Genomic DNA, 18,709 nt, shown 5'->3' with positions numbered 1-18,709 from the left:
CAACTCGATCGCGGCGGGCATCGTCTCAGTCCGGCGCTGCCCCCTGTCTATGGAACAGGGCGGGCCTGTCGAGGGGGCTGGTCACGGCCCGCACCGTCCGGGTTGCGACCTTGGCGTAGAGGGCGGTGGTGTCGAGCCGGCTGTGCCCGAGCAGGACCTGGATGAGGCGGATGTCGACGCCGTCCTCCAGGAGATGGGTGGCGAAGGAGTGGCGCAGGGTATGGGGACCGACGCGCTTGGGGATCCCGGCCGCGCGCGCCGCCTCGACGACGACGCGGTGAAGCTGGCGTGTGCTGATCGGCCGTGCCCAGTCCTGGCCGGGAACAGCCAGCCCTGGCGCTGCAGGACACCCTGCCGGTGGCCCTCGCTCCACCAGCGCCGCAGCAGGTCCAGGAGATCGGCCGACAGCATGGCATTGCGGTCGCGGCCGCCCTTGCCGCGTTCGATCCGCAGGATCATGCGGGTCGAGTCGATATCGCCGATCCTGAGCGCGGCGACCTCGGCCACGCGCAGGCCCGCGCCGTAGGCGAGCGACAGGGCGGCGAGATGCTTCAGGCAGACCGTGGCATCGAGCAGACGCCCGACCTCGTCGGCGCTCAGCACGTCGGGCAGGGTACGGGGATGGTTGAGGCGGACCAGCCTGCGGGCGAGATCGGGGCGGCTGAGCGTGTGGATGAAGAAGAAGCGCAGGGCGGAGACGATGGCGTTCATCGTCGGCACGCCGACGCCGAGTTCCTGCTGGGCGATCTGGAAGCGGCGCAGGTCGTCACCGGTCGCGGTATCGGGCGATCGCCGCAGGAAGGCGGCCAGCCGCCCGACGTCGCGGATGTCGTTGCGCTGCGTCGCCCGGGAGAACCGGCGCAGGGTCATGTCGTCGATCAGGCGCTGACGCAGCGAGCCGCCGGCAGCGGCGGGAACGGCAAGGACGGTCATGGGATGGCTCCGCTCGAAGGGAGCCGGGATCGTCCGCCCGAGCTGGGCGTCCCTCAATCGGCGCAGGGCGTTCGGGTCAATCCGCCGACCTCGACGCTGCCACCCCTCCCGCGCGAGCGGGTTCGTTCAACCACCCAATGCGGTCAACCGGTGTGGTTCGCTGCGGGTGCCCCCGAGCGAACCACATATCATAAGCCTCTTGATACGCAGCGGGGCACGACAAACGAGGGCAGTGTCACTCCAGACCGGCCGGGCATGGCATCCGACGTCGGCGGCATCCCTCAAGTCTGCTAGAGGAGCTTGCCGCAGCCCCTTGCCCACGCGCGGGCAAAGTGGTCGCCGACGCCGCCCGCGAACTGCATCTCGGTCTCGTAGTCCGGACCGCACCCAAGCTGCGCTACAAAGCACATCGGCGTGCGGCAATGGTCGCAATGCGGCGATCCGTCGAACCGCAGCCAATTGACCGCGCCGCTCGCGATTGGAGTTGTATGCATCAGGCCGCCGCGTAGGCGTGGCCGGCATCGGTCAGGCTGCCATCCGGCTGAAAAAACGCCGAGACGGAGAGCGGGCCGCCGCCACCCGCCTTGCCCCATGGATACCAAGCATAGCCGCGCACCCAGGATGTCCGCTCCATGTACGGGCAGACCGTCTCAATGAAGCGGATTGCGTCGCGTTCGGTATAGCGGTTCTTCCGGTCGCCACGCGCGCTCCAGTCGACGCAGCCGAATTCCGTCACCCAGATCGGGCGCTTGTACATGTCGTGGACGCGTGTCAGCAGGCCGAGGAAGTCGTGTGGGTCGGCGGAGCCGTAATGGTGGAACCCGACCGAGTCGAAATGCAGTCTCCGCTGTTCAGCGCCGGCGACGAAGCGCTGCATCCACTGTTGGTGCGGCTGCGCGCAGGACGGGGTGACGAGGTCGGCGGCGATGCCTTCCAGCTTCGGCCAGGCGTCCAGCGCCTGCTCGACGGTGAGGTTGGACTGGTCATGGTGGTCCGGCTCGTTGAAGCCGAGCAACACCGGCAGGCGCGTCCCGCGCATGGCCGCCAGCGCCGTATCGGTATTTCCGTTCAAGCCCCAGATCATCGGTTGGAAGCGGATCGACGGGTCGTCGGCGACCACGCCCTTGGTTGCCGGATGCACCCCCCAGTCATAGTACCAGCTCGTGCGCAGCCCGGATGCGGAGGGTGCGGCGCCTGCCAAGCCCTTCTTCGACGTCGGGCCCACCCCCTCGGCGTGAAGGGCATGGCTCACCGCGAGCGAGCCGGCGGCGGCCAGAAGGGATCGTCTGGAGACTATCACGTTGCTCCGAAGGTTATCGTCGCCCGCTCCTCGCCGAGCTGCCTGACAGGCCGCTGAACAGGCGCCGCTTGTGACGCTCGACCTTAGGAGGAAACCTGGATGACGGTCATCCGCCCTCTTCCTCGCTGGAGGTGATCGGGGGACTAATAACCCCCATAACGGAGCTGCTGCGCGTACCCGGCGTCTCGGTAGGACTGGGCTCTGCGAACGTTGGCTGCGTGCGCATAGGCATCGGCCGACGCATAATCCCCATTCAGCGCCGCGACGTTTGCGGCATGCTGATCGCGCTGGGCCTGAATGGCGCGGACGTTCGCGGCGTGTTGTGCCTGACGAGCATCATACTGTGCACAAGCGTCGGTACTGAGGAGAACAAGCGCGCTGAAGGCGGCAGAGATCAACTTGATCCCGACGGTATTGATCTTGAGATCCATTTTGGCACCTCGGGTAGCGATGCTTTTTCGTGCGTCACGCTGCTATCAAAGATCGCGAAGCATTAATCCAACATGAACCACCTGTGGTTGCGCTCTCCCGATGGTTGGAGAGCACCGCGATCGAGGAGATAGGGCGAGGAAACGCGGTCATCCGTGAGGCCGCCTGGTTGAGTGCGGTTAGGTGCTCGACGTGATCGGCGCGACCGCGGTCCGTGGGCTTTTGGGACATGGTGCTCCATGTCACCAGCCGTCCCGTTGCCACTTTGGCCTCTATCAAGCGCTGAAGAAGCGGGGGGCGCCCGCCATCGGCTGACAAGCGTGTCCCCAGATCACGCATAAGGTGAAGCCCGGCGTTCTCGCCGCGTTCAAATGCAGGGGCCGAGTTCTCGGTCGGAAGCCGCCGGTTTGCGCCGGAGCGTGCCGGTTCGCGTTCGCGACCTTATTTTCGCTGTAGCGCAAAAGGGACTTGCAAGCCTCATTTTACGCTACTACGATAATTCGATGACGACGACGTGGGATGAGGCGAAGCGCCTCGCGAACCTGGCCAAGCACGGTCTGGATTTCGCCGACTTCGACGCCTCGTTCGACGGTGATACTGCCCTGATCCTTCCGACGCGTCCGAGCCAGAACGGGCGCTGGCGCTACAAGCTGATCGGAGATTGGAACGGCGAACGGGTAGTTGCGGTGATCGTCTCGCCCCTCGGCACGGAAGCGCTGTCCTTGGTCAGCCTTCGTCATGCCGACCCTGAGGAAAGGGAGAGCTATGAACAACACCTCGCACAAGCCTGAGCAGCTTGGTCCTGGCTACTCGCAGGAGGACTGGGACGAGGTTTCCGACAACCCGAAGCTCACAGCCGAGGAGTTGGCCGCGTTGCGTCCTGCGCACGAGGTGCCGGAGGTCTATGACCTGTTGCCGAGGCGCGGACGCGGGCGCCCGAAGGTGCCTGATGCGAAGGTGAACATCACTCTCAGGATCGCGCCTGACCTGCTGGACGCCTACAAAGCCACTGGCGAAGGGTGGCAGGTCCGGATGCAAGAGGATCTTCGGGCGTCTATGGATCGGCGCCTGGAGGTGGCTGTGAAGCGGAGCAAGCACGTAGCTTCCCTCTCGCGTCCCAGTAAGCAAACCGCTTGATCCTCAGGCCCATCATGAGCCTCGCAGGTTATTTCGGCCTTCAGGCCGGAGGGGAATGCGAGCCCGACGTGAGGATGCGACCTTGCGCGAAGGGCTTTACCCGCTCGTCACCCCGCTCTAGGCGATCCTGATCGATAGCGGTGCCGGCCGCTCGACTCCGCCTGGACCTGAAACTACAGACGGAGGAGCGGCCGACATCACCACGCGAACCAATGCGGAACACGGCTCGGCGGTGACACTATGACGATATGATTGTGAACCAACAAGCGAGGAAATATCGCTTGCGACACTGTCAGCGTCCGGCGCGTTGCAGGACAAGGACTAGTGTTTAAAGATTTAGGACGGCCACGATGGCCGAAGTCAAGATCCAGGAATTTATTTTTAGTTCAAGTTTCCAGAAATCTGGCTGAATTTGGCCGACAAGCTTGTCCCAACCACCTTCAAGCCCCCTATGATAACTACGGCGATAAGAGCGGCAATCATGCCATACTCTATCGCAGTTGCTCCGGATTGATCGGAGACAAATGCTTTGATTTTATTCGCCACCATAAATCTGCCTCGTATTCAGTTGTCTTGTTATTCCAATGATTGATGATGCAAATTTGTATTTGACAATCATCTAAATCGGACATTAAAGATAAAAGTTTATAGGCCGTTATAATACGCCCGGAATTTGTATCTAATGTCTATTAAAAACCAACTTCCGCGGCAATGGTGAAGAAAAACTCCTACTCCAATAGAAGTTGATCGTGGATCAATTTCGAACTACTTTCGGGCGAAGCTCGTGGCCGTGAAGCACGTGCCGTGCCGCGGCTCCAAGAAGACGGTCCCCATCGCCATCTCCACTCTCCTGAGGGGCTTGTCGCAAACCCGGACGGCCCCTCGTTCACCGGTCGTTAGCCATACCCGCCGAGCTTGCCGCTCCACCCTGGAGCCGGCCCATGATCCTGTCCGCCATCGCCGCCAAGCTCAAGGCCGCCGGCTGCGAGGTGATCCGTTCGGAGAAGATGTCCGGCAAGTCTGCCGACGATCGCCCGGAGCTGGCCACGGTCATGCAGTTCCTGCGCGAGGGCGACGAGCTGGTGGTGGTCCGCCTCGATCGGCTCGGCCGCTCGACCCGCGACGTGCTCAACCTCGTGCACGAACTCGATCAGAAGGGCGCAGCTCTGCGCATCCTCGATCCCGAGCTGACGACAGGCGGTGACGTCGGACGCATCGTCGTGACCGTGCTCGGCATGGTCGCCGAGATGGAGCGCAAGTTCATCCTGGAGCGCCAGCGCGCCGGCATCGAAGCGGCCAAGGCCGCCGACGTCTACGCCGGCAAGGGGCGGCCGCGCTCCGTGCCCGAGGAGGAGATCCGCCGCCACGCGGCAGGGGAGGGGCCGACCGCCATCGCCCGCGCCCTCGGGATCTCACGCCGCAGCGTCTATCGTGCCCTCAAAGATGTGGCTGCAGCCTGATGCAACGGCGTGGGAGCTGAGAGAGGCGGACATTTTTAGCCAAACTCGCGGGTACTCAATGCGGACAAGAGCCGTTCTACCATTCGTCGGTCGCGCCGCCGCCGCTGAACCAGCCTCCGCCGCCCTCGAAATCATCGGACGAGGAGCGATCCGAAGAGCTGCTCTCTTCCCCCGAGCCGAAGCTCGGTAGGAACCACAGAGAGCAGAAACCGATGCGGTAAAGGACGATCAGGACGATCACGATGCCGACGACGAGGGCGATGACGATCGCGATCTGCACGGGATCGATATCGAACGTGCCGCCATGCGCGTGCGGCTTGCGCTGCCATTCCTCCGCATCGCGCGAGAGGATCGAAAGGAGACCGTCGACGCCGGCATCGAGGCCCCCATAATAGTCCCCGGTCTTGAAATGCGGGGTGATGAGACCAGCGACGTTGACCTTGGACAGGGCGTCGGTCAGCGCCCCCTCCAAGCCGGAGCCGACCTCGATCCGGATCTTCCGCTCGCGCGGAGCCACCAGCAGCAGGACGCCGTTGTTGGTCTTGGCCTGCCCGATCTTCCAGGCGCGCGCGAGCTGATTGGCATAGTCCTCGATGGCCACGCCCTGCAGGTTCGGCACCGTGGCGATGACCACCTGATCGGAGGTCGTACCCTCATAGGCCTTCAGTTTCACGACGAGCTTGCCGCGCTGCTCGGGCGTGAGAACCCCGGCCGCGTCGACGACGCGGCCGGAACGCGGCGGGAAAGTCAGGTCGGCCGCCAGCGCGCTGACCGCGTCCACGGTGAGGCAGGCGAAGAGCAGGGCGAAGCGCGCCCACATCGGTATGATCCTGGTCACGGATCGCCCCCTAGGCCGCCTCATGTACCGGCCCCTAGAACTTCACGTTCGGCGGGCGGTCGGCGTTCGGCGTGGCCGTGAAGGTCTCCATCGGCTTGGCGTCGGGGTACAGCACGGCCGCGATCCAGCGGCCCGGGATCGTGCGCACCTCGGTGTTGTAGGCCCGCACGGCCGTGATGTAGTCACGCCGCGCCACCGCGATGCGGTTCTCGGTGCCCTCCAGCTGGGATTGCAGGGCGAGGAAGTTCTGGTTCGACTTGAGGTCGGGGTACCTCTCCACCGTCACCAGCAAGCGACCGAGCGCGCCCGAGAGCTGGTTCTGGGCATTCTGGTACTCGTTGAACTTCTGCGGGTCGCTGACAGTAGAGGCGTCGACCTTCACGCTGGACGCCTTGGCACGCGCCTCGGTGACGCCGATCAGCACGCCCTTCTCCTGCTTGGCGTAGCCCTTCACGGTCTCGATGAGGTTGGGGATCAGGTCGGCCCGGCGCTGATACTGGTTCTGCACCTCGCTCCAGGCTGACTTGGCCTGTTCCTCAAGGGTTGGCACGCGGTTGACCGCTCCGCAGCCGGAGAGACCCGCGGCCACCAGGATCACCGAGAGCACGCCGAGGAGGCGCGCAGCAGGCGACGTCCGGCGCAGTCCACCAGCAGTCATCAATCTCATTCTCATGTTTTCCTCGGTAGTCCGGTCGCATTTCAGCCGATGTCTCGAAAATTTCCGAGCCAAGTTTGTTCGTGTTGTATTTTTAAATAATTAGACCGACGTCTGTTGACACAATTAGACGACCGTGCTCGAAATTAATGAGACAAATCACACACCGGCTGAACTGCCATCGCGAGACTTGTCATCTCCGAATTCCAAATCGGTAGCTCGAGGCGAAGCAGATAAATCGCAAAAGCACAATCAAATTTATAATGTAACGCTCAAATCAGGCAATTAAAGAGTTCTTATTAGCCCTGGTCCACAGATTAAATCCATGATAAATGTAATTTTTATTTATGTTCAATTTATTCGAAGAATTCTACATTACCATCATCAAGATCATAGCGTGCGCCAACGATTTTCAAACGCCCTTCCCGCTGCGGAGCCTGAAGCATGTGCTCGGTCGTTCTCAGGCGCTCAACCACACGATGGACATTCGCGCGAACGGAATGCTCGAGGAGATCATCATGGCCCTCGCGTTGCGCGCGCAGCACCGCGGGGATGATCGGTTCAATCATCTGACCGATACAGCCCGGAAAAACCGCGTCTTCCCGGACCACCTGGACAGCCGCGTGAACGGCACCGCACCGCTCGTGGCCCAGAACCAGAACGAGCGGTGCTCCGAGGACGGCGACGCCGTACTCGATGCTGCCCATAGCAGCGAGATCGACGACATTGCCGGCGTTGCGCACGATGAAGAGGTCGCCAAGGCCGCGGCCGAACAGGAGCTCCGGTGACACCCGGCTATCGGAGCAGCCGACGAGAACGCAGAAAGGCCTCTGGTCGTGAGCCAGTGAGCCGCGCAGTTTCGCGATGGTCATGCGCGCCTGCATCGGCTGCCCATTGACGAAGCGCCGGTTGCCCTCTTTGAGGAGATCGAGAGCTTCATCGGGGGTCATAGACTGATGGACCGAATGTGCAGAGTTCATCGCTCACCCTAGAGATAAACAGCGAGGTATGCGGCCTCCATCTACCAGGGCAAGATTTTATAACAAATGACGCTTGCGTGCGCGCTGCTACTTACGCCTGTTAAGGTTGCGCTACAGATAACAGCTCCTGGATGGAAATATATTTCCTATTATCCATTTTTGCTCTGATTGTGCCTTTTGACACTTGGCCAACATTGCAGGTCGATCGGAGAAGTTTCTTTGCTCATTACCTTCTGTCAGAGGCTGTACATCCAACGGCGCAGCACATCCAGAGGCTATCGGGCGCCCCCCTGGATCCAGTGCATGCACCCCAGCATCGCTGGGTGCGAAACCGAACCGTGACCCTCACCCTGAGCACCGACCCGCATGCCCCAGCCGTCCGACGCAGCGCAAGCCGAAACCGCTCCAGCGCGCGTGGGCAAATATCCGAGTATCGGCGGTCAACTTAAGGTGCACCGAATTTCGGCATAATCCTCAGCCGTTAGATCTATCGTTACTGAGTTCGCAACTATAATTAGCACATCTTAATTTGCAACTGTGCCTTTCGACACATTCATAAGACACCCAATGCCGTAAACAGATTTTCCGGCCGAAACCGGCTTTCTTCAAAGCGAAATCATTGGGTTTTCGAACATGAAACGAATGATCATCTTCTCCGTTTTGACCCTGCTTGGCACATCTTCCTTTGTAGCTCCTGCGGTCGCCTTTTGGGTGTAGGTTTCCAACTTCGAGAAAAGCCAACATGATAAGCGACGAGTGTAAGCCGGCCATGGCGGCTAGTTCTGTCAACGACGCCCCGGCGCTCCTGCTGGGGCCAGCCACTTCGGGAGAACAAGAACAATCAACTAACAGATCCCTTATGAACCGAGCCACTAAACCTTCCTTGCCGGGACTAGGTAGTGGCTCGTGGTCGTGGCTCGCGGCGAGACGACACAGCTTGGAGTCCGAAAAAAAACGAAGGACAAATAGATCGGGTCGTCAATCTGCTAACAATCCAGCTCTTGGCCGATTAGTGTCATCGTGACTTTGAGGATATTCCGGGGGAGATGTCCCGATACGAGGCGCTCTACCTCTTCTCGGCGAACGGCAATCACCTGAGCCGGGCTCTGACTGCGTCCATGAGCGCGTTCTGCATGACGGCCGGCAACTGGCACAAGGACGGTACACGCGAGCACATCGTGATTGAAAGTGCCAATCTCCTGATTGTTCTGCCGTCCAGAGCCTACGGTCACGCCGACATCTGGTTGAAGAGCCACCGCGGCAAGTGGCAGCATATTTTCCGCTGGCGTGATGTGGACGCTGGCTACCGCCAACCAACTTTCGTGGGATCAGCAGCAATCCTGCGCCGCCATTCCCGGTCATGGCCAACTACATCAGCGACATGTGCTCTTCTCTATCAAACCGAGGTCATTCGATGCGCCATCCTGTTCCACGTACGATCTTTCGCATTGTGGCGAAATCGAGTCTAATCACCGGCATGCTGCTCATAGCTACGGCGCATTCCGGTGCTGGCGAGTACAAATCTGTCTGTTACGATGAGGATAAATATCAGGTCTTCGCGAGAGATCGTTATGCCAATGTCGGCATGGACATTTTCTTCCGCGTCAAGCGAAACAACATCGATACGGACAATTGTGATTGGGATCGGCGAAAGGGCGATGTTTGGATATCGGAAAACAAAGGAAAATACTCTGAGGATGCAATGTATGTCATTGGGGTCCGGAACGATTTTGTTTTGATGGACTTGGGCACGGCGGCAGATCCGGAGCGAAATTTCGCAGTCTACGACATGAAAAGCAGGAAGCAGGTGCTAGATAAGAACGTCTCCGAGCAGGTCGTCATCGCCGACGGTTCAGTCACTCTATGGATCCAGGCCGGATCATCGAATGCCGACAATTGCCCTAATCGGAAAGAGCTGGAAGGCGAGGTTCGGCAAAGCGAGAATGCTTCGGGCGCCACGTTTCGTCTGACACGCAAGCATCTCTTCGATCTGAAAACTGGCACACTGCGTAGCACGCAGGAAACGAAGTGCTACATCGTATGAGGGCCTGAAGGCCGCCCTCGCCCGTGGACGCAAGGGCGGCCGGCCCAGGAAGCTGAAGGAGGCGGACCTGGAGGCGGCCCGGGCGATGCTGGCGGCCGGCACGATCAGCGTCGCCGAGATCGCCAGGCGGCTCGGGTTCAATCGCGACACCTTCTACAGCTATTTCCCCCGCGCCCGTGCCAACAGCGTGGCCGCAAAGGGCTGAGCACTTGGCCGGTCAGATCCCGCATTCAGCCGCTGCTTGCAGCGTCAGGGTGCAGCCCGGTGGCTCTCCTGCCCGACCCTGAGCCCGATAGCTGGAGCGCCATGCCGATCAGCCCCCGTCAGCTCACCGCCTCCCTACTCGCTGCCGACCACATCGCCGAGCGGCAGACGATCGCTGCCTTCGTCGCTGACGCCGCGACGCGGCCGGCGCCGAACCCGTTTCCGGAGACCAGCGTCGGCGCCGTCCTCCAGGTCTGGCGGCAGCGAGCCGCGGAGTTCCAGTCGTTCTCTGTCGAGGCGGCGGGCCTCACCAGCCTGCTCGCGACCCTGTCCGACCTCAGCCTCGACGAGCCGCTGATGCAGGAGATCCTGCGGGCGGGGCCGCATACGGCGAATGTGGTCCACCGCGGCGACGGATGCCGGATCGTTGGGGCTGTGCTCTACGGCAAGCCAGGCTTCGCCCTGCCGGTTCTGCCGATACCGCGAGCGAAGCGTCCCGGCACAGCACCGCGCTCACGTGCTCGCGTCACGCCTGGCCAGCTCGACTTGTTCACGCAAGCCGGCACCTGATGGTCAACCCGGATCCTGCTGAGTCGGTGATGATGGCGCAGGTCCGTGCTCGACGCTGAGGGGCTTCGCCTTGAGCACCTCCCGCATGGCCTTGCTCGGCTTGAACGCGACTCTGCCCTTCGCCGGCACCGTAACGACAGCCTGGGTTCGCGGATTGTGAGCGATCCGCGCAGGGTAAGCTCGAACTGCGAATGTGCCGAACTCCCGCAGCTCGATCCGGTCACCGCGTACGAGCGCGGCGGTCATGGTGTCGAGGATCGTGGTGACAATCGCCTCGACGTCCTGGACGTAGAGGTGGGGGTTCTTGGCCGCGATACGGGCCACGAGCTCGGATCGGATCATAGCCCACGCGATGCCGTCTCGTTTATCGAAGTGCAACCGCCTGTCTGGAAATGCAGCGATCGAGGGCCGTTCGCTAGGACAGGCGGAGCGCTAGCCTCGCGCCAAGGTTGAGCAAGATCTGGTCGATCAACTCTCGGAGGTCGGGGTCTGCGATCCGGTCGATCGCAGCGCGCAGATCGATCGCCAAGCTTGCCGCCAACTCCACGGGATCGCTGCCGCTACTCGCACCATTCGTCGTGGTCGACATGTCCTGCCTGCTTCAGTCGAGAGGAGAGCCGAACGGCTAAAGCCCGGGTGCGGGGCGGTTTGTTGGGGGCGAGGACGCGCGCAGGATGGGCGCTTCCAAACCCGAGCCGTGAGCCGAGAATGCCGCCTGCGCTACCGCCAGCGTCTGCGGGACGAGGCGCGCGTAGATCGGCAGCAGAAGCGCCCCGTCATAGGTCGTGGGTAGCGCGAGGGGCTCGACGTCCCAGCCCATGTCCATGACCCGATCGACCAGCACAGGATGGGTCTGAACGAGGAGACCCTCGAGATCCAAGACCTCGACGGCGCGTGCCACAGCGGCGAACGCCGCCCGCGTCAGCGCACTCGGCCCCTTGGCTTCCCGCTTCTTCGGTGAGACGGCATGGCGGGTCCATTCGTAGATCCGTGGGCCTGTCGGCGACGGCGCCCCCTGCATGATCTCCGGGTAGACCTCCGTCACCAAGTGTGGCCGCGTCGTGGGCAGGAGCCGTGCGTAGGAGATGATCTCCCCTTGCTCTTCGCCGACGATATGGATGCTGTGGGGACTGTCGAACTGATCACGCTCGCGGCCATCCGGCTTTCGACACGCCTCCCATCCCAGATGGTCGACGAAGAAGCTGTGCCTGAACTTGTAGATACGCTCGGCAAGATCGGGCAGATCCCGATCGATGTCGCCGGTTACCAGCCTGAACATCGCGATGGCTCCATGCAGGGCATGGAGGTTGATCGCGAAATCTGCGGGGGACCGGCATCCGTAGATCTACGGACGAGGCTCGCGCAGCGTTTCAGTCTATGATGCGACGGCGCAGCGCCTCGGCGACGGCCTGCGTGCGCGTGACGGTGTTCAGCTTGCGCCCGGCGCTGCCGAGATGATGCTCGACGGTGCGCGTCGAGATCGACAGGATCACCCCGATCTCCCAGGCCGACTTACCGGTCGAGGACCACTTCAGGCACTCGGCCTCTCGACCTGTCAGGGGAGACGGCGGCGTCTCGTCGTCCTCTGCGGGGCCTCGACGCCGGGCGATGGCCTTAGCCGTGGACATCGCATAGATCGCCACGAGATGGAGCGCCGCCCGTTCGTCCTGCGAGAGCTGGACCTGCTCGCCGCCGAAGCTGACGCCCGCCTCGGTCCCGTCGATCTGGTGGAACGGCACGCAGAAGCCCTCGTTGAGGCTGAAGGCGCGCGCCTCCTCCATCACGACCATGCCCTCCGACGTGACCTGCGCCTCGACCGCCTCCTGCCACAGGAACGGATCGGTCGTCCCTCGGATATGGCGGATGACCGGGTCGACGTGCATGTGCCGTCGTTCCTGATAGCGGCGCCCCCATTCCGGTGGCCAGCCGGAGATGAGCGAGCAGTCGTACAGGTTCTCGTGCGGTGCCCTGGGAAGGCCGGCGATCAGAAAGACGTCATATCCGAAGATCGAGCCGCTCCGGCGCAACTCGGTGTAGACGTCGACGTCTGTCACCGCCTTGCGTAGACGATGAACGATATCGAACGCGGTCTGTCGAACGCCAAGGTCGCCCGCCATTCTCGAACCGATCCCCGCGCAACGTGTCAGATACCGTGACGCAGCCAAGTCGGAGATGCGTCAAGGGACGCGTTGAGCTATATCAACCTCAGGTGTTTGTCGCGAGAGCGGGTGTCACAGGGTGGCCGACGAAACGCGCACGCTGCTCCTGTTGCAGCAGATTTCCGAGCTGGTGGGCGTCGATCCCGACACCTTCAAGCGGTGTGGATCCGAACCCCCTGGATCTGCAGCGAGCAGTTCGGTGACCGAAGACGGCGAGGTACCCACGCTGAAGCGGTTGGTTCGCGCGTACGGTGCCCTGACGACGGACGAAGCGCGCATGGCCGCCATTCGAACGATCGAAGCGCTGGCGGCCCCTCCTGAGCGACAGCTCGCGCCGGCCTGAGCGGTGGCCGTCGTCGTGATCGCGACCTGACCAGACAGCCGATCGGATTGGGTCTGCTTCAGTCCCGGTGCGACCCTTCTCCGCCCCTGAGCTGCCCTCAGCCAAGGTGTAGCCGGAGCCGCGTGGCCGGCGGTACCGGGCCCTGGTAACGCCGTCGGTGGTCAGAAAATCCCGGCCTCACCCTGCCTCGGAACTCATGACTTGGTAGTCGCGTGGGAGCGCGGCAGGCTCGTTCCCAGCCTGATTGCGAATATGGGGCGACCACCACCACATCCGGCCGTTCCGGAACTTGAAGTGTCCCCGCACAAAGTGCTCCGCCCGCGGGCGCCCATCAGCTTGTGCGGCACCATCGTCGACATCGATCTGCCGCAGGCGGGCGACGTCGAGTCGGATCGGCCGCAGGTTCGGTAGCGGCGGCCGACCTTTGGCGATCCGGCGCGCGTCGACCCGCTGCGTGTCCGGCGCCGCATCGATCGTGACGACCCCCGAGGGCGAGTTGATGATCAGGAACATGCTGATCAGGTCTGCGGCTGCCTGCTCATGCGGGTTCGGGCCCGGCCCATTGCCGCTGGTCGCGGCCTCGGCCACGTTTTCGCAGCGAAACCCGCTCGGATCTACGTGGATACGGCCGAGGGTACACACCACGGTCGAGCCCGTCGCGCGTTCGATACCTCGTGCATGCAAGAACTGACGGAAGGCAAAGCCGGACGTGCCCTCAGCCTGTTCGACGAGATAGCCAAGATGGCCTCCACCCGGAGCGCCCCATTCAATCCACGTGAGGGGAAAGGGTGGCCGTGCATGATCGAGGGTGCGCAGCAGATCAGCGAAGGGTGTCTTCTCCATGCGCAGGACCGCATCCATCACGCTCTGGTCGACGATGAACCGGCCAGCATTGGGAATGAGGCCATTGGCTTGCGCAATACCCGCGACGAAAGGGCCATCGCGTTGCTCACTACATCTATAGACCAATTTTGCCAGTGTCATTTGCTTGTGTGCCTGAGCGGGATCTGGACCCATTTATCTGCAAACGAGGAGGCGGGTGATATCATTTTCATTCAAGGTTGCTTGATTTAGAAAACACAATGACCAAGCTATTATTTTCCTGCCTAAAGCTTGCGCGCTGCTCAAGACATTATTTCAGGGAAAGGCGTATATGCCGACGACGTCACGCTAAGGGACATGTGCAGTGCCAAATTTTTACACTCTGCAGCAGACAGTTTTTAACTCTGCAAGGCCGGAATTTCCATATAAGATCTACAGGGAAATTGCGGCGAACTGCTTCATGCTGATGACTTTTCTTGAACTTCATCACGATGAGATCCATTACGGCGACGTAGCGCGGGAGTTCGCGTCGGCGAGTGATGTGCCTTCTCTGGAAGACGACAAGCTTATCGCCGAGGCGCGGTTGCGCAGGGTCATAGACAACGAACTGCGGACGTCAGCGACCCGTAATCAGTTCAGTGCCGGGCTGAGGTGCCTGTCTTATCTTTCGCAAGTCAGGCCTCTCCCCGGGGATAAGGTTGAGCCGCTCGCACGCCTGGAGCGGGACATCCTATCGTTGCTTTAAGGCTTACCCGACATCCATCGACGGCTGTCTTTCCCAATCGGCATGGCTTGGCTGGAAGCCATGCCATCGCTCAGTTCCAAGCGTGGAAGACCAGCCGTGCTCGCAGTGACGCCGCCGGCCTTTGTGATCGACCCCTCATGCGCATGCGTCTGGTCTTCTTAGCTTTTCTCGCGACTGTGCTTCTTGCCCACCCAGTCGCGGGCTTGATCCAGAACGGGCTCGACCCGGCGTATTGGCCCGCAGGGGTGACGCGCCCAGGTGTCTGGTTTGAGACCCTGTTCTCCCGCCACATGGGCGATGCGCTGGCGGTACCGTATTTGATGCTGATCGGCCGTGCCCCCGAGTTCGCGAACGACGGCTGGTCAACGGGGCCGCTCCTCGCCGTCGCCCCACTCCTGATCCTGTTCGGCGCCGCACTCCTGCGCCGCGCCAAGCCCGAACAGAAGCGGGACACCTCGGACCTTTTCGGCTCGGCTCGCTTTGCCAACGCAGCTGAGCGCGGGCGGCTGCGCGACGGCCTCGAACTCGGCCGGGATCCGGAGACGGGTCACCCGGTGCGCCTCGCCGTACAGGGTACGCTCGTCACCATCGCGCCGCCGCGCAAGGGTAAGACCTCGGGTCTCCTGATCCCGAACCTCGCCTTCCCCGAACCTCAGGGCTGGGGCGGTCCAGCAGTGGTGCTCGATCCTAAGGGTGAGGTCTATCGCTCCGTGGCCGCTCGGCGCCGGGCACTCGGCCGGCAGGTCGTCTGCCTGGATCCTATGGGGCTGGCCGGCGGCACTGACCGCTGGAACCCGCTCCAGGGCCGCGACCCGAACGACGTCCTCTACCTCCAAAGCACCGCGCTGGCGCTCCTGCCCGAGGCCACCGGGGACGGCGAGGCCTCCGCCTACTTCCGCAACCGGGCCGTCGACCTGATCACCGGCGCGTTTCTAGTCACCCTGCGCCGCCCGGAGGTGTGCTCGGTGACGGAGGTCCAGGACCTCCTCAGCGACGAGGGCCGCTTCCGCGGCCTCCTGCAGCAGTACGTCACACACTGGCCCGAGCCCGCGGCCTACGCAGCCCTGGAGATCCTGGAGGCCGATCCGAAGACCAAGGACCCGATCAAGTCCACCGCCCTGCAGGCGTTCCAGTGGCTCGCCGACCGGCGCCTGCGCGACCTCGTCGGCGCCTCGACCTTCCAGCTGGCGGAACTGTCCTCCGGTACCGTCGATCTGTTCGTGGCGGTGCCGACCGAGTACAAGGCCGTGCTCGCCCCGTTCCTGCGCTGGCTGTTGTCCGACCTGTTCGCCTCGGTGCGCCGTCGTCGCCCGACCGAGCGGTTGATGATCTTCGTCGACGAGGCCGCGGTGCTCGGCCGGTTCGACGCTCTGCTGACTGCGGCGGGCGAGTTGCCGGGCTACGGCGCCAGTCTGTGGACGATGTGGCAGGATCGCGCCCAGCTCGTCGGCCTCTACGGTGAGGCCGGAGCGGACGTACTGCTCAACACCGCCGAGGTCGTCACGATCTTCGACGTGCCGGCCGTCGATCCGGACGAGGCCGAGCGCTGGTCGCGGGCGATCGGCGACTACACCGCCTTCGTCGAGACGCAGACCGCTCCGACCGGCGACGCCAAGGGCACGCCGTCCACGACCCGTGCCTCGCAAGGTGCTCGGCTGATGACCAAGGAGGCGCTGATCGCGATGCCGGGCGACGAGCTCCTGGTGTTTCCCAACAGCGGCGGCCACGCCCGCCATCCGCTGCGCCTGAAGAAGACGGTCGCGCATACCGATCCGCGCTTCCGCAGGCTGATCACCTCCGTGGCGCCGGTCGGTCGAGCGCGCTGAGCCGAGGCCCTCGCCGCGCTCGTGTCCCCGATGCGTCGGCGTGCATCGGCAGGGGTCGAGAGGACACGCGACCGGCCCTGACAGGGCTGATCGGTTCAGCGGCTGTCGGCAGTTCGATTGCCACGTGATCGGCGCCGGAGCGTCCTCGATCGAGGATGCTCCGGCGCTCAGTGCGAAGTTGGTCCGGGACGGGTCTGCAGCCAATCCGCCGGCACATGCGTCACGGCGTACCCGACCCCGGGGCGCCAATCGCGCAGCTCGGCCTTGCCGTCCGTGACCCGCATCAGCGCGTAGGCACGTCCGGCCACGAGGCGGTCGCCGGCGGGCTGCCCATCCGGCATGACCCAGTCCGCGGGCACGTCGCCACTGCTCCGAGCCTCGACCCAGGAGATCGGTGTGCGGCGGTAGGCCAGGAGCAACGCGGACACCAAGCAGAGCGCGAGCAGCGCGTTGCGGACGACGAGGCGCCCCCGGAACGGCAGGCGCCCGCGCCAGATCTCGATGCGGCTGGCGTGGACCGGGATCGGCCGAGCGCTCGGCTCTGCCTCTCCGGACTGGTCGCGGAGGGAGAGCAGGAGCTCGCGCCGATGTTCCGGCATGAGTTGCGGGGCGCCGTCCTCCAGGGCGGCGAAGCGCTCGCGCTGCGGGCGCGCCTTCAGCCGGGTGAGTGCGGCGCGGCTGTCCTGCTCGAACGCGGCCGCGGCCTCGCGGGCGGCGCGCTCGGCCCGCGCGAGACGGGCACGTACGTCCTCAGGCGTTGCGGGCACGCTTGGCTCCCCCCGCCTGCGTCCCGCCGCGTGCCGGCGGGACCGATGTCTCCTCGACGAGCCAAAGGGCGGCCGGCTTGACCGCCTCCATCACGGCAAGGCGGAAGGCGGTGAGATCGCGCAGGATCCGTCCGGCCTTCGCCGGTGAGGTCTGCTCGACCAGGCTCGCCCGGTCGAGCCGGCCTACACCGCGCAATTGACCGGCCGCCAGGACCGCGCGCGTCTCGTCCTCCAGCTCGAAGGCGCGCAGGTGCGTCACCGTCGCGTCGCCCACGACCCGCTTCAGGATAGCCGGGTCGGTCGCACCGCGCACAGCATTGGCCACGACGAAGCGGGCGCCCGCCCAGTCCTTGGCCGCGTGCAGCAGCTTGCCCGCGTCGGCGAGGGAGCCGGCTTCAGCCGCCACCACCACCACCAGCCCGAGCTCGATCCCCGCGCTCCTCAGGACCGGTGCCTCGTCCTTGAGGATGCCGAGCAGGCTCGCCGAGGTGTTCGCACCGATGTCGACAAGGGTGGCGATCTTCACCGTGTGGAGCGCGTTGATCACATCGTCGAGCTCGGCACGCGCGGCCTTGCCGCCGCTGGCCTCGATCGCCTCGCGCGTGGCGCGCATGGGGAAGTGCTGCACACTGCCCGGCTCGTTGGCGGCCTTGGCGGTCTTGAACTCGGTCAGGCGGTGGATGGACTCGATCTCCAGGATCGGGGCGTCCGGCACCGCTTCAGCCAGGCCGCGGGTCACGGTCGACTTGCCGACGCCGCCGGTTTCCTGGGCGACGAGGAGGACGCGGGGCATGGGTGTCAGTCCTTCTTGAACAGGTGGCTGTGCCGCTCGGCTTGCATCTGGCGGATCTCCGCCTCGGTGAGCGGTGCGTCTGCAGGCGTGGGGGCCGGTGTATCGCGGTCCGGACGCAGCTCCGGAGCGAGCCGCATCGGTCCGGCTCCGGAGCCGGTCGGGGCCGCGGGCGATGGCGCGGGATCCGCCCGGTCGGGGCGCGCCGTCCGCTTCGCCGCCCGGGCGGCGCGGGTGGCGGCCTGCCGGCGCACACTGGAGATGATGCCGGTGAGATTGCGCCCGGTGATCGGCCCGCCGTCGGCGGTGGTGAAGCCCTGCGCTGTGAGCCCGGCCGCGACCGCGTCCCAGGTCAGGCCGCTGGCCTGAAGCGCGAGGAGGGCATCGAGGTGGTCGCGCACGGCCTCCATCAAGCCGGTGGCGGGACGCCCGCCCGGCGCACCGGCCTTGCGGTGGCTGTTGGGGGTTGCGGCAGCGTCGCGGGCGAGGCGGCGCAGGTCGAGGCGGGGGCGCTGGGCCATGGCGCTGCCTAACAGGGCGGGGCTTGCCACCGCGTGCAGGCGATCGGGCGAATGCCGCGGGCGACGGCAAGCCGACGTTAAGATCCGGCAGCAAGCGGCAAGCTACGGCCGAGGACGGTAGCGGTACGGTAACGCGTACGGCAACAAGAAGGGTATCACACCACACGCACTGAAGTGACGGGGCGT

24 protein-coding genes and 1 pseudogene are annotated in these 18,709 nt (G+C 63.8%); 10 read left to right on the top strand and 15 right to left on the bottom strand.

The window, feature by feature from the left end; translation table 11 throughout:
* Positions 1-25: 25 nt before the first annotated feature.
* The 3 genes and pseudogenes from ACQKQD_RS30055 to ACQKQD_RS30045 form a co-directional block, all read right to left on the bottom strand.
* Positions 26-933, bottom strand: a pseudogene (locus ACQKQD_RS30055) (tyrosine-type recombinase/integrase).
* Positions 934-1,426: 493 nt separating this feature from the next.
* Positions 1,427-2,233 (bottom strand): glycosyl hydrolase, encoded by an 807-nt coding sequence (locus ACQKQD_RS30050; protein ID WP_427510416.1) that lies wholly within the window; start codon positions 2,231-2,233, stop codon positions 1,427-1,429.
* 143 nt (positions 2,234-2,376) lie between these two features.
* On the bottom strand, positions 2,377-2,664 hold the full coding sequence (locus tag ACQKQD_RS30045) for a hypothetical protein (RefSeq protein ID WP_427510415.1): 288 nt from the start codon (positions 2,662-2,664) through the stop codon (positions 2,377-2,379).
* Between the two features lie 501 nt (positions 2,665-3,165).
* Between ACQKQD_RS30045 and ACQKQD_RS30040 the strand changes: the two genes are divergently transcribed.
* Together ACQKQD_RS30040 and ACQKQD_RS30035 are read left to right on the top strand one after the other, a co-directional pair.
* The gene (locus ACQKQD_RS30040; protein WP_427510414.1) at positions 3,166-3,453 is read left to right on the top strand and encodes a BrnT family toxin; all 288 of its coding nucleotides are present in this window, start codon (positions 3,166-3,168) and stop codon (positions 3,451-3,453) included.
* Positions 3,428-3,799 carry a BrnA antitoxin family protein gene (locus ACQKQD_RS30035; RefSeq protein WP_427510413.1) on the top strand — a complete coding sequence of 124 codons (372 nt, stop codon included), beginning with the start codon at positions 3,428-3,430 and terminating at the stop codon, positions 3,797-3,799. The genes ACQKQD_RS30040 and ACQKQD_RS30035 overlap by 26 nt, the downstream gene beginning before the upstream one ends.
* A gap of 381 nt (positions 3,800-4,180) precedes the next feature.
* Here the strand turns inward: ACQKQD_RS30035 and ACQKQD_RS30030 are convergent, their stop codons facing one another.
* The gene (locus ACQKQD_RS30030) at positions 4,181-4,348 is read right to left on the bottom strand and encodes a Flp family type IVb pilin (protein ID WP_427510412.1); all 168 of its coding nucleotides are present in this window, start codon (positions 4,346-4,348) and stop codon (positions 4,181-4,183) included.
* Positions 4,349-4,740: 392 nt separating this feature from the next.
* Between ACQKQD_RS30030 and ACQKQD_RS30025 the strand changes: the two genes are divergently transcribed.
* Positions 4,741-5,259: a recombinase family protein gene (locus tag ACQKQD_RS30025; protein ID WP_427510411.1), complete on the top strand. Its 519-nt coding sequence runs from the start codon at positions 4,741-4,743 to the stop codon at positions 5,257-5,259.
* Between the two features lie 76 nt (positions 5,260-5,335).
* Here the strand turns inward: ACQKQD_RS30025 and ACQKQD_RS30020 are convergent, their stop codons facing one another.
* The 3 genes from ACQKQD_RS30020 to ACQKQD_RS30010 all read right to left on the bottom strand — a co-directional run bounded on the left by ACQKQD_RS30020 (position 5,336) and on the right by ACQKQD_RS30010 (position 7,702).
* Positions 5,336-6,079, bottom strand: coding sequence for a TPM domain-containing protein (locus ACQKQD_RS30020; protein WP_427510410.1), 744 nt, complete (start codon positions 6,077-6,079; stop codon positions 5,336-5,338).
* Between the two features lie 52 nt (positions 6,080-6,131).
* Positions 6,132-6,764, bottom strand: a complete 633-nt coding sequence (locus tag ACQKQD_RS30015) for a LemA family protein (RefSeq protein ID WP_427510437.1) — start codon at positions 6,762-6,764, stop codon at positions 6,132-6,134.
* A 344-nt stretch (positions 6,765-7,108) separates the two neighbouring features.
* Positions 7,109-7,702, bottom strand: coding sequence for a carbonic anhydrase (locus tag ACQKQD_RS30010; protein ID WP_427510409.1), 594 nt, complete (start codon positions 7,700-7,702; stop codon positions 7,109-7,111).
* Positions 7,703-8,778: 1,076 nt separating this feature from the next.
* On the opposite strand from ACQKQD_RS30010, the gene ACQKQD_RS30005 reads away from it, so the two are divergent.
* From ACQKQD_RS30005 to ACQKQD_RS29990, 4 genes are read left to right on the top strand one after another with little or no spacing between them, the layout of a single operon-like run.
* Complete coding sequence (locus tag ACQKQD_RS30005; protein WP_427510408.1) at positions 8,779-9,201, top strand: hypothetical protein; 423 nt, start codon at positions 8,779-8,781, stop codon at positions 9,199-9,201.
* Positions 9,147-9,776, top strand: coding sequence for a hypothetical protein (locus ACQKQD_RS30000; RefSeq protein WP_427510407.1), 630 nt, complete (start codon positions 9,147-9,149; stop codon positions 9,774-9,776). Before ACQKQD_RS30005 ends, ACQKQD_RS30000 begins: the two co-directional genes overlap by 55 nt.
* Positions 9,730-9,981 carry a helix-turn-helix domain-containing protein gene (locus ACQKQD_RS29995; protein WP_427510436.1) on the top strand — a complete coding sequence of 84 codons (252 nt, stop codon included), beginning with the start codon at positions 9,730-9,732 and terminating at the stop codon, positions 9,979-9,981. The genes ACQKQD_RS30000 and ACQKQD_RS29995 overlap by 47 nt, the downstream gene beginning before the upstream one ends.
* 59 nt (positions 9,982-10,040) lie before the next feature.
* Complete coding sequence (locus ACQKQD_RS29990) at positions 10,041-10,550, top strand: hypothetical protein (RefSeq protein WP_427510406.1); 510 nt, start codon at positions 10,041-10,043, stop codon at positions 10,548-10,550.
* A 3-nt stretch (positions 10,551-10,553) separates the two neighbouring features.
* Here the strand turns inward: ACQKQD_RS29990 and ACQKQD_RS29985 are convergent, their stop codons facing one another.
* The 4 genes from ACQKQD_RS29985 to ACQKQD_RS29970 form a co-directional block, all read right to left on the bottom strand.
* Positions 10,554-10,892 carry an HU family DNA-binding protein gene (locus ACQKQD_RS29985; RefSeq protein ID WP_427510435.1) on the bottom strand — a complete coding sequence of 113 codons (339 nt, stop codon included), beginning with the start codon at positions 10,890-10,892 and terminating at the stop codon, positions 10,554-10,556.
* Positions 10,893-10,965: 73 nt separating this feature from the next.
* On the bottom strand, positions 10,966-11,139 hold the full coding sequence (locus ACQKQD_RS29980; protein WP_427510405.1) for a hypothetical protein: 174 nt from the start codon (positions 11,137-11,139) through the stop codon (positions 10,966-10,968).
* A gap of 36 nt (positions 11,140-11,175) precedes the next feature.
* Entirely contained in the window at positions 11,176-11,829 is a 654-nt protein-coding gene (locus ACQKQD_RS29975) for an acyl-homoserine-lactone synthase (protein ID WP_427510404.1), read from the bottom strand.
* Positions 11,830-11,920: 91 nt separating this feature from the next.
* On the bottom strand, positions 11,921-12,604 hold the full coding sequence (locus tag ACQKQD_RS29970; protein WP_427510403.1) for a LuxR family transcriptional regulator: 684 nt from the start codon (positions 12,602-12,604) through the stop codon (positions 11,921-11,923).
* A 184-nt stretch (positions 12,605-12,788) separates the two neighbouring features.
* Between ACQKQD_RS29970 and ACQKQD_RS29965 the strand changes: the two genes are divergently transcribed.
* Positions 12,789-13,052, top strand: a complete 264-nt coding sequence (locus ACQKQD_RS29965; RefSeq protein ID WP_427510402.1) for a hypothetical protein — start codon at positions 12,789-12,791, stop codon at positions 13,050-13,052.
* A 177-nt stretch (positions 13,053-13,229) separates the two neighbouring features.
* Here ACQKQD_RS29965 and ACQKQD_RS29960 read toward each other — a convergent pair whose 3' ends face one another.
* Entirely contained in the window at positions 13,230-14,069 is an 840-nt protein-coding gene (locus tag ACQKQD_RS29960; protein WP_427510401.1) for a hypothetical protein, read from the bottom strand.
* A 265-nt stretch (positions 14,070-14,334) separates the two neighbouring features.
* On the opposite strand from ACQKQD_RS29960, the gene ACQKQD_RS29955 reads away from it, so the two are divergent.
* Together ACQKQD_RS29955 and ACQKQD_RS29950 are read left to right on the top strand one after the other, a co-directional pair.
* A complete protein-coding gene (locus tag ACQKQD_RS29955; protein WP_427510400.1) occupies positions 14,335-14,619 on the top strand; it encodes a hypothetical protein in 285 nt (94 codons plus the stop codon).
* 320 nt (positions 14,620-14,939) lie between these two features.
* On the top strand, positions 14,940-16,445 hold the full coding sequence (locus tag ACQKQD_RS29950) for a type IV secretory system conjugative DNA transfer family protein (RefSeq protein ID WP_427510399.1): 1,506 nt from the start codon (positions 14,940-14,942) through the stop codon (positions 16,443-16,445).
* 167 nt (positions 16,446-16,612) lie between these two features.
* Here the strand turns inward: ACQKQD_RS29950 and ACQKQD_RS29945 are convergent, their stop codons facing one another.
* The 3 genes from ACQKQD_RS29945 to ACQKQD_RS29935 are packed head-to-tail and all read right to left on the bottom strand — an operon-like array spanning position 16,613 to position 18,523.
* Positions 16,613-17,212, bottom strand: a complete 600-nt coding sequence (locus ACQKQD_RS29945; RefSeq protein WP_427510398.1) for a hypothetical protein — start codon at positions 17,210-17,212, stop codon at positions 16,613-16,615.
* Positions 17,196-18,005: a chromosome partitioning protein gene (locus ACQKQD_RS29940; RefSeq protein ID WP_427510397.1), complete on the bottom strand. Its 810-nt coding sequence runs from the start codon at positions 18,003-18,005 to the stop codon at positions 17,196-17,198. Before ACQKQD_RS29940 ends, ACQKQD_RS29945 begins: the two co-directional genes overlap by 17 nt.
* A 5-nt stretch (positions 18,006-18,010) precedes the next feature.
* Positions 18,011-18,523, bottom strand: coding sequence for a hypothetical protein (locus ACQKQD_RS29935; protein ID WP_427510396.1), 513 nt, complete (start codon positions 18,521-18,523; stop codon positions 18,011-18,013).
* Positions 18,524-18,709: the final 186 nt, after the last annotated feature.

The sequence above is a fragment of the Methylobacterium sp. NPDC080182 genome, from assembly GCF_050281105.1.
GTDB lineage: Bacteria > Pseudomonadota > Alphaproteobacteria > Rhizobiales > Beijerinckiaceae > Methylobacterium.
Note: the sequence above shows the minus strand (reverse complement) of the source record. Positions and strands in the feature narration are given on the sequence as shown.

Coding starts and splice junctions, on each gene's coding strand:
- ACQKQD_RS29980 (WP_427510405.1), bottom strand. CDS start 11,139: ATGTCGACCACGACGAATGGTGCGAGTAGCGGCAGCGATCCCGTGGAG.
- ACQKQD_RS30045 (WP_427510415.1), bottom strand. CDS start 2,664: ATGGATCTCAAGATCAATACCGTCGGGATCAAGTTGATCTCTGCCGCC.
- ACQKQD_RS30035 (WP_427510413.1), top strand. CDS start 3,428: ATGAACAACACCTCGCACAAGCCTGAGCAGCTTGGTCCTGGCTACTCG.
- ACQKQD_RS30010 (WP_427510409.1), bottom strand. CDS start 7,702: ATGACCCCCGATGAAGCTCTCGATCTCCTCAAAGAGGGCAACCGGCGC.
- ACQKQD_RS29935 (WP_427510396.1), bottom strand. CDS start 18,523: ATGGCCCAGCGCCCCCGCCTCGACCTGCGCCGCCTCGCCCGCGACGCT.
- ACQKQD_RS30015 (WP_427510437.1), bottom strand. CDS start 6,764: ATGAGATTGATGACTGCTGGTGGACTGCGCCGGACGTCGCCTGCTGCG.
- ACQKQD_RS30000 (WP_427510407.1), top strand. CDS start 9,147: ATGCGCCATCCTGTTCCACGTACGATCTTTCGCATTGTGGCGAAATCG.
- ACQKQD_RS29985 (WP_427510435.1), bottom strand. CDS start 10,892: ATGATCCGATCCGAGCTCGTGGCCCGTATCGCGGCCAAGAACCCCCAC.
- ACQKQD_RS30040 (WP_427510414.1), top strand. CDS start 3,166: ATGACGACGACGTGGGATGAGGCGAAGCGCCTCGCGAACCTGGCCAAG.
- ACQKQD_RS29940 (WP_427510397.1), bottom strand. CDS start 18,005: ATGCCCCGCGTCCTCCTCGTCGCCCAGGAAACCGGCGGCGTCGGCAAG.
- ACQKQD_RS29950 (WP_427510399.1), top strand. CDS start 14,940: ATGCTGATCGGCCGTGCCCCCGAGTTCGCGAACGACGGCTGGTCAACG.
- ACQKQD_RS29960 (WP_427510401.1), bottom strand. CDS start 14,069: ATGGGTCCAGATCCCGCTCAGGCACACAAGCAAATGACACTGGCAAAA.
- ACQKQD_RS29955 (WP_427510400.1), top strand. CDS start 14,335: ATGCTGATGACTTTTCTTGAACTTCATCACGATGAGATCCATTACGGC.
- ACQKQD_RS30025 (WP_427510411.1), top strand. CDS start 4,741: ATGATCCTGTCCGCCATCGCCGCCAAGCTCAAGGCCGCCGGCTGCGAG.
- ACQKQD_RS29975 (WP_427510404.1), bottom strand. CDS start 11,829: ATGTTCAGGCTGGTAACCGGCGACATCGATCGGGATCTGCCCGATCTT.
- ACQKQD_RS30005 (WP_427510408.1), top strand. CDS start 8,779: ATGTCCCGATACGAGGCGCTCTACCTCTTCTCGGCGAACGGCAATCAC.
- ACQKQD_RS30020 (WP_427510410.1), bottom strand. CDS start 6,079: ATGTGGGCGCGCTTCGCCCTGCTCTTCGCCTGCCTCACCGTGGACGCG.
- ACQKQD_RS30030 (WP_427510412.1), bottom strand. CDS start 4,348: ATGGTGGCGAATAAAATCAAAGCATTTGTCTCCGATCAATCCGGAGCA.